Annotated in this window: 6 protein-coding genes and 4 pseudogenes; 4 read left to right on the top strand and 6 right to left on the bottom strand. The window is 63.1% G+C overall.

Annotated features, from left to right (window positions below; translation table 11 throughout):
* Positions 1–574 precede the first annotated feature (574 nt).
* Positions 575–925 (bottom strand): annotated as a pseudogene (locus AC1DY5_RS35370) (AMP-binding enzyme); the annotation flags it as partial.
* A 698-nt stretch (positions 926–1,623) separates the two neighbouring features.
* Positions 1,624–1,758 (bottom strand): annotated as a pseudogene (locus tag AC1DY5_RS35375) (SDR family NAD(P)-dependent oxidoreductase); the annotation flags it as partial.
* 250 nt (positions 1,759–2,008) lie between these two features.
* On the opposite strand from AC1DY5_RS35375, the pseudogene AC1DY5_RS35380 reads away from it, so the two are divergent.
* A pseudogene (locus AC1DY5_RS35380) lies at positions 2,009–2,332 on the top strand (RNA recognition motif domain-containing protein); the annotation flags it as partial.
* 150 nt (positions 2,333–2,482) lie between these two features.
* Here the strand turns inward: AC1DY5_RS35380 and AC1DY5_RS35385 are convergent.
* From AC1DY5_RS35385 to AC1DY5_RS35400, 4 genes and pseudogenes are all read right to left on the bottom strand, one after another.
* On the bottom strand, positions 2,483–2,677 hold the full coding sequence (locus tag AC1DY5_RS35385) for a hypothetical protein (RefSeq protein ID WP_478119137.1): 195 nt from the start codon (positions 2,675–2,677) through the stop codon (positions 2,483–2,485).
* A gap of 28 nt (positions 2,678–2,705) precedes the next feature.
* Positions 2,706–2,814, bottom strand: a pseudogene (locus AC1DY5_RS35390) (transposase domain-containing protein); the annotation flags it as partial.
* A gap of 102 nt (positions 2,815–2,916) precedes the next feature.
* Positions 2,917–3,114: a CopG family transcriptional regulator gene (locus tag AC1DY5_RS35395; protein WP_478119138.1), complete on the bottom strand. Its 198-nt coding sequence runs from the start codon at positions 3,112–3,114 to the stop codon at positions 2,917–2,919.
* 468 nt (positions 3,115–3,582) lie between these two features.
* A complete protein-coding gene (locus tag AC1DY5_RS35400) occupies positions 3,583–3,780 on the bottom strand; it encodes a CopG family transcriptional regulator (RefSeq protein ID WP_478119139.1) in 198 nt (65 codons plus the stop codon).
* A gap of 239 nt (positions 3,781–4,019) precedes the next feature.
* Between AC1DY5_RS35400 and AC1DY5_RS35405 the strand changes: the two genes are divergently transcribed.
* The 3 genes from AC1DY5_RS35405 to AC1DY5_RS35415 form a co-directional block, all read left to right on the top strand.
* Positions 4,020–6,023 carry a proton-conducting transporter transmembrane domain-containing protein gene (locus AC1DY5_RS35405; RefSeq protein WP_478119140.1) on the top strand — a complete coding sequence of 668 codons (2,004 nt, stop codon included), beginning with the start codon at positions 4,020–4,022 and terminating at the stop codon, positions 6,021–6,023.
* Positions 6,020–6,943 carry a respiratory chain complex I subunit 1 family protein gene (locus tag AC1DY5_RS35410; RefSeq protein WP_478119141.1) on the top strand — a complete coding sequence of 308 codons (924 nt, stop codon included), beginning with the start codon at positions 6,020–6,022 and terminating at the stop codon, positions 6,941–6,943. Before AC1DY5_RS35405 ends, AC1DY5_RS35410 begins: the two co-directional genes overlap by 4 nt.
* A partial coding sequence (locus tag AC1DY5_RS35415) for a hypothetical protein (RefSeq protein WP_478119143.1) occupies positions 6,943–7,157 on the top strand: 215 nt, incomplete at its 3' end. The genes AC1DY5_RS35410 and AC1DY5_RS35415, both read left to right, overlap by 1 nt.

Here is a 7,157-nt window from a genome sequence, read left to right on the forward strand (position 1 = left end):
AGCCGTTCACAGCGCCGCCCGATCCCGACGAATCACCCCAGGGCGCATTCGCATTCACTTGATGTTGGACAGCACCCATGGGGGCACGATCCTGAAATCCACACACAAGCCGTCCGGAACCCGCGTCAGTTCAGCATGTCATCCGCCGGATTCGCCTGTCTTGGACAGCAGTGGCCAAAACCCTACCCTTGGTTGAAGGTGCCGCGCGCCCAGGCTCGCCGACATGTCGAGAAGCATGGTCATGCGTACGAGCCAAAGTAAGTGCCATTCCCCTTAAGGTCGTCTTCTCTATTCGGCCTGACGGTGGCGCGTACGTGAACCTGTCGATCTCGGCGACCTGCACCGTCACCTCGCACGGCCTGTTCGCGTGCGACAAAACGGCTCTATTGAGCCAACTCCCTGATCCGGTCGACGACCTCCGGATTGGCGAGAGTGGAGACGTCGCCGGGATCCTGGCCGTTCGAAATCGCTGCGAGCACGCGGCGCATGATCTTTCCCGAGCGCGTCTTGGGCATGGAACGACGATCACCCGGCGCGGACGCGCAATGGCGCCGATCTCGGACACCATCGATGCCGAGACCCGGTTGGCGATCTCCGCGGAAGGTGCCAGCCCCAGCTTCAACGCGACATACAGGTCGGGCACCTTGCCTTTGATTGGGTCGGCCAATGGAACCACGGCCGCCTCGACGATCTCTGGCACAAGCAGCGCAGCCGATTCGATTTCCTTGGTGCCCAGACGGTGACCGGCGACGTTGATCACGTCGTCGATGCGGCCGAGGATGCGGTAGTACCCGTCGCTCGCCTGAACTGCGCCGTCGCCCGCCAGGTAGGGCCAGTCGCGCCAGTCCTTGCTCTTGGGGTCCTTGCAGTAGCGCGAGTAGTACTGGAGCACATACCGCTCGGGACCAGATCGTCTGGAAGCCACCCGGCCAGGGATTCCGGATRCAGATATTGCCGGCCTTGTCCGAACCGCTGGCAAGCTCCTCGCCCTGATCGTCGTAGATCACCGGATGAATGCCGGGAATCGCGGGCCCGGCGCTGCCGGGTTTCATCTGGTGGATGCCCGGCTCGCTGGGCGACGCCAACAAGGCGATGGAAATCCTTTCGAAGGATTGAGATCGAGGCGACGGCTTCCGGCGCCCGAAATGCGTGGTTTGTACATGCGCTGAGGCGCTCTCGCCCTCGTGTTTTCAAGAAGAACCGGTGCATCGGGTCTTCTTGCGTGTCTTTTCGATGGACGAGGGCGAGGCCCGATGCTCACCAAGGAAGCGTCGGCCGCCGTGTTTCTCGGCGCGCAGAACTCGCACAGCCCACGGCGATGGGCTGAGGCCGGCCTGAGCCCGCGTCGCAGCCGGGCGGAGTGCTTCACACGGTTTCCGATCACCAGCGTCCGATAGCGCTGCGCGATCGAATTGGGGAACCGAACGCACCACTTCCATCAACGGCCTGGCCGCGGCCTCATTCTTGGTGTTGATGAGCAGGCCCGTGTGGCCGTCGCGGGCAAGCTTGGTGTACGCACGCACGGTGGCATCGTCGGTGCCGGCCGAGGGCAGAGACTTGTCCGCATCGCTGACCGTGGAGGTGACAAGGTGCTGAGGTGGGGCGCAGAAAGCCGAAGGCTACGCCGAGCCACTTGGCGTAGTCCCTGGTGGGGCCGCAACCCGCGATGACGGTGAAACCGTCCTTGTGAAGGCGTTGGCAAATGGCCGTTCCAATGCCCCCCATGCCTCCGGTGACGGATGCGACTTTTTTGCTCATGTGCGTTCCTTGATGTGGACGAACCTGAACCGGCGCTGTTCACCGTAGCGAGCTTTCTCATCACCCCCGCTGAGGAAAACACTGAGCCCGGGTTGCAACGGGGACAGCTCTAATGCCCGGACGTTCCTGTCCGTTTCGCTGCCAGGTTCGTAATCCGGTGATCGGTCAATTTCGCGCCACAGCCCCTTCCTGTTTGTTGTGACTCTGGGACTCCACCGCTCGTTTTTTTGGTTTGGATAGGAGCTCCTCCATGGGCAAGAAACTCTACGTAGGCAACCTCGCCTACTCCGTGCGCGACGACACGCTGGAACAGGCTTTCGGCCAGTACGGTTCGGTCGCCAGTGCCAAGGTCATGACGGAACGCGACAGCGGTCGCTCCAAGGGCTTCGGCTTCGTCGAAATGGGCAGCGATGCGGAAGCGCTCGCAGCCATCGAAGGCCTGAACGGTCAATCCCTCGAAGGTCGCAGCCTGACTGTCAATGAGGCCCGTCCGATGGAGCCCCGTTCGCCCGGCGGCTTCGGCGGCGGTGGCCGCAGCGGTGGTGGTGGTTACGGCGGCGGCGGCCGCGGTGGTTACTGAGCACATCCCAGCATCAGCCAAGAGGCTCCTTCGGGAGCCTTTTCACTGCACCGGCAGAAGCCCGTTCAGTTCGAGAGTAAGCGTCCAGTCGTGCCGTCTTGACGGCCAGTCCGGAGTCAATCGCCGTTGATCTCGTCGATGATTTCATCGTCGTCGTAGAACCTGCCAATGGCTTTGTCGAGCCTCTTGAGCAACGGCGTTCAACGTTTCGCCGTCTCGTCGAACGAGCATGGCCACGCTGTTGTGGTCGTCGGCGGCAGTAGCTGCGCATTCGATCGGGTAGATCGCGCCAATCGTGATCTCGCCGCCGTCGGCGATCAGTGCCTCGATATTCTTCATGCCTCGATTTTGCTGGCATCTGCCAGCTCCAGCGATGTGGCAGCAACTCATCGTCCAGCGTTCGGATGCGCGAGCAATTGTTCCAGCACGTCCTTGAAGTAGGCCCACGAGTCATGCCCGTTGAGCTTGGCCGACTGCGATGTGCAGGCACGCGTGGTCGCAAGAAGGGCCCATAGCGAGGGCGCCCCCGATCTACGCCTCCGAATTGCTGGCTCAGGCCTTCATGCTGAAGGTCTAAATCAGCGCTCGCGGGCCGTGSTGCTGTTTTTCCGAGCACCGCTTGGCACGAAGCTCACGACATGATGGGCCAAGTAGTCCCGAATCAGGCGACGCACCACTTGGGAAGGTGTCACGTCTTGTTGTGCACAGAGTGTTTCGAAGGCCTGTTTCTTCGCCGGATCAATCAGGACCGTAAGGCGGGCAGTCTTAAGCTCCATGACGACTCCAAATATGTTAATTCTATGATAATTTGAAAAACATACACAATCTGGAATGGGGCAACGATCAGCATAGTTTGCCGAGCGTCTACTGTTCCTGAGGGCCTACTTCCTGCATCGCCCCATAGTAAACAGCAAGCGCGCCGTCTTGCCAAAGCGGCGCCAGAGAGCCTTCTTCCCGAGGAGGCGGACGTCCTCCCTGGTGGCAGAAATGCTCTGCCTCACCAAAACTTCCACCACGCTCGCGTCGGGGCCTTCTTCTGTTGCGTGGGAGATGCAAGCGGCTGCACCTGACTTTCTTGGGGACGTCGGCGTCGGCGCTGCTCCGCTTCGAACGCCTGTGCAACACCAAATGCAAGCTGCTCGCCACGTCCCGCACGCGCGCGCCACTCCCGGGCCAACTCGGCGAGTTGGTCATCGTCAAGGTCGTTCGGTCTCGAACCCATCTGCGCAGTTCGTCCTCGCCGATCAGGGTCTCGAGGCCGCTTCGTCCTCCCGGTCCAGGCCGCTCGGGACGAAGGTCGCGCCGTGGTGAGTCAGATAGTCGCGAATCAGACGTCGTTCGACCTGTGAAGGGGTAACGTCCTGGCGAGCACACAGCGCCTCAAAGGCCTTTTTCTTCGCGGGATCGACCAGTACCGTCAGGCGCGCTGTCTTGAGTTCCATCGGATACCTACATGTCAGTTCAATGATAATAATAGTATCATCTAGAGCAATCTAGATTGCATACCAGGGAGGGCTTGTCCGATCCTGCTTGGTCGGGATCCTGGAGCTCTCCATTTGCATTGCCTCGATGACTCCTGCGTATCGCATGCGGCAAGGCCGCCTGCGTTGTCGATGTGCGCCAGCGGCCATGGCCGAGGCGGCATCGAGGTGCCCGCCTTCGTGGCGCCCACGGGACACCAATGACGGCCCTCAGCGCAGCCGTGCTCGTCTTGCTGCTGGGTGCCGCAGCCTGCCTCCTGCCCGTGCGCAGCGCCATGCACGCGGGCATTGGCGTGCTTTCGCAAGTGCTCGCAACGGCATTGGTCTGGACCGCCGTGGCCCCTGTTCTGTCCGGTGGAGCGACCGTGGTCGGCGAACTGGCGTGGGCCTATCCGGTGGGCACCCTGCGGGTGCGATTGGACTCGCTCGGAGCCTTCTTCCTGGCCTGGTCGCTCCCGATGACCTTGCTGGGCAGCATCTACGCGGTGGGCTACCTGCGACCGTACTTCGGATCGAAGCGGCATCTGGGGGTGCACTACGCACTGCTGAACCTGACGTCCTTGTCGTTCGTGCTCGTCTACACCGCCGACCACGCTCTCGTCTTCCTGCTGGGCTGGGAAACCGCCGCCCTCGCCGCATGGCTTCTCGTCATCTGGGACTACACGAACCAGAAAGTCCGCTTCGCCGGGTTCAACTACCTGGTGTCCACGCACATCGGCCTGATCTTCCTGGTCGCGGCGTTCATGATCCTGTACACCCATTCGGATTCGTGGGACCTCAGTGGCTTCGGACACTGGCTGCGCAACAACGCGGGCTCGGAACGCAATGTCGTCTTCATGCTCCTGGTGACGAGTTTCGGCCTCAAATCCGCGTTCTTTCCATTTCATTCCTGGCTGCCACGGGCCCATGCAGCGGCGCCGGCGCATGTCTCGGCGTTGATGTCGGGTGTCATCCACAAGGCCGGGCTCTACGCGCTGGTGCGCTTCGTTTTTCTGATCGGCAAGCCTGACGAATGGATGGGCTGGTTCCTGATCGGATTCTCCGCCCTGTCGGCGGTGGTCGGCGCCCTGTACACGGTGGGCCAGCGCGACCTGAAGCGCCTGCTGGGCTACTCGTCGACCGAAAACGTCGGGATCGCCGGTATCGGCTTCGGCGTCGGCTGCCTGGGGCTGAGCTGGGGCAACGCGTCCCTGGTAGCGATCGGATTCGCCGGTGGGTTGCTGCATGTGCTGAACCATGCGTTCTTCAAGTGCCAACTGTTCTACGCCGCTGGCGCGGTCTACCAGGCGACGCATACCGTCGACATGGAGAAGCTGGGAGGGCTGTCGCGGTTGATGCCCTGGACATCCTTGAGCTTCATCCTTGGCGGCGTCGCGATCTCGGCGCTCCCGCCGCTCAACGGCTTCACCAGCGAGTTCGTCATCTATTCGGGGCTTTTCACGGATGCCCCCATCGGCGTCTGGGCCAAGGTGGCGCTGTCTGCGACGGGTGCACTGCTGGCCTTCGTGGGCGCAGTTTCCGCGTTGAGCATCACGCGCGCATTCGGGGTGGTCTTTCTTGGCGCGCCGCGAGACAGCAGCGTGACGCCGCCCACAGAGGTGAGCCGCTGGATGCTGGTGCCCATGGGCGTGCATGCGGTGGGCGTCATCGTGCTCGGGGTCATACCGGTGCTGGGCTTCAAGCTGGTGCAAGGCTCCACCGTCATCGCACTGGGGTCACTGCTCAAGCCGACCGTCAACGTCCTGCAGCCGATCGCCGACATGCTGACGTGGATTGGCATGGTCTCGGCTGTGCTCGTCCTGTCGATCGAAGCGCTGATCTGGCTGCGATCGAGGGCGACGTCCCAGGCTGCTGCGAGCCACGTCACTTGGGGCTGCGGCTATGGTGCACCGAGCCCCCGCATGCAGTACACCGGCTCGAGCTTCTCGACTGACTTCAGCGCCCGTTTTCGAGGCGTGATGGTCATGCTGCGGCGACAGAAAGCGCCAACGGGCTACTTTCCAACAGAAGCCTACCTCGTCACCGACTGCGTGGATGCGGTGGAGCGGCGACTATTCTCCGTCATCGGCCATGGAGATGCTTCAGCCGCCGACTTGTCACGGAGGCTGCGCGAAGACGATCCGCGCGTCGCCTTTGCGGCAGCCCTGATCGGCATCGTCGCGATCGCCGGGGTGTTGGTGCTGGCGAGCGGTCCGCTGCGATGAAGCCACTGATCGGAGTCGCCCAGGTGGTCGTCGCGCTCGGGATGCCGGTGCTGATGGTCGGCCTCGTGAACCGGACCAAGGCGCTGTGGGCCGGGCGCAAGGGGCCGCGGCTGATGCAGCTGGGCTGGGATCTTCTGCGCCTGCTGCGCAAGCGGCCCGTCTTCAGCGTCGTCGCCACGCCGTTGTTCCGCGCCGGCGCCTGGGTGGTCCTCGCGGCGACACTGCTCGCCGCGATGATCGCGCCGAATCTCGGCAGCATCGCACTGCTCGAGTTCAGGCACGACTTCATCTTCTTTGCCTACTCGTTCGCGCTGGCCCGCATCTTTCTCATGTTGTCTGCCCTGGACGTCGGCAGCGCCTTCGAGGGCATGGGCGCCGCCCGCGAGGCATCGTTCACCGCCTTCGTCGAACCCGCGCTGTTCCTGCTCATCGGGGCTGCCAGCGTGGCCACCGGCCACACCAGCTTCGCCGGCCTGATCGGCCATCTCCACCAAACCGAGTCGTTCCGCTGGATCGTGGTGCCCGCTGTCGTGGTTCTTTTCATCCTGCTGCAGGCCGAAGCTTCACGGGTGCCCGTGGACGACCCGCTGACACACCTCGAGCTGACGATGGTCCACGAGGTGATGATCCTCGATCACAGCGGCCCGGAACTGGCTGCGATGCAATACGCGGCGGCACTGAAGATGACCATCTACGCGGGTTTGATCGCGGCCCTGCTCAACCCCTTCGACCCTCTGCGCGCGCCGCTGGCCTGTGGGTTCACCTCGTTGTTCATCATGGCTGGCGTCGCCGTGGCGGTGGGCTGCGTCGAGTCGCTCGTCGCGCGGCTGCGCATGAACCTGGTGCCGCGCTATCTGATGCTGGCATCGGCCGTGGCGGCCCTGTGCCTGGGCGGCGCCGGCTGGTTGGGGAGGTCCTGATGACGCTGCCGCTGATCATCTTCCTGGTTGCAGCCGTCATCCCGGTGTTCTTCGGAAAAATCCGGTCCGCGCCGGTCTGGCTCTCCATACAGGCGTTGGCCCTGGGCTGGAACGCGATCGCGCATCACGCGGAGGTGCCGGTCCATGCGCTCGTGGCCCTGTTCGAGGTCCTCGTCGTGCGCGGCGTCATCGCGCCGCAACTGCTGCGCCGAGC

The sequence above is a fragment of the Variovorax sp. P4_D9 genome (genome assembly GCF_056401695.1).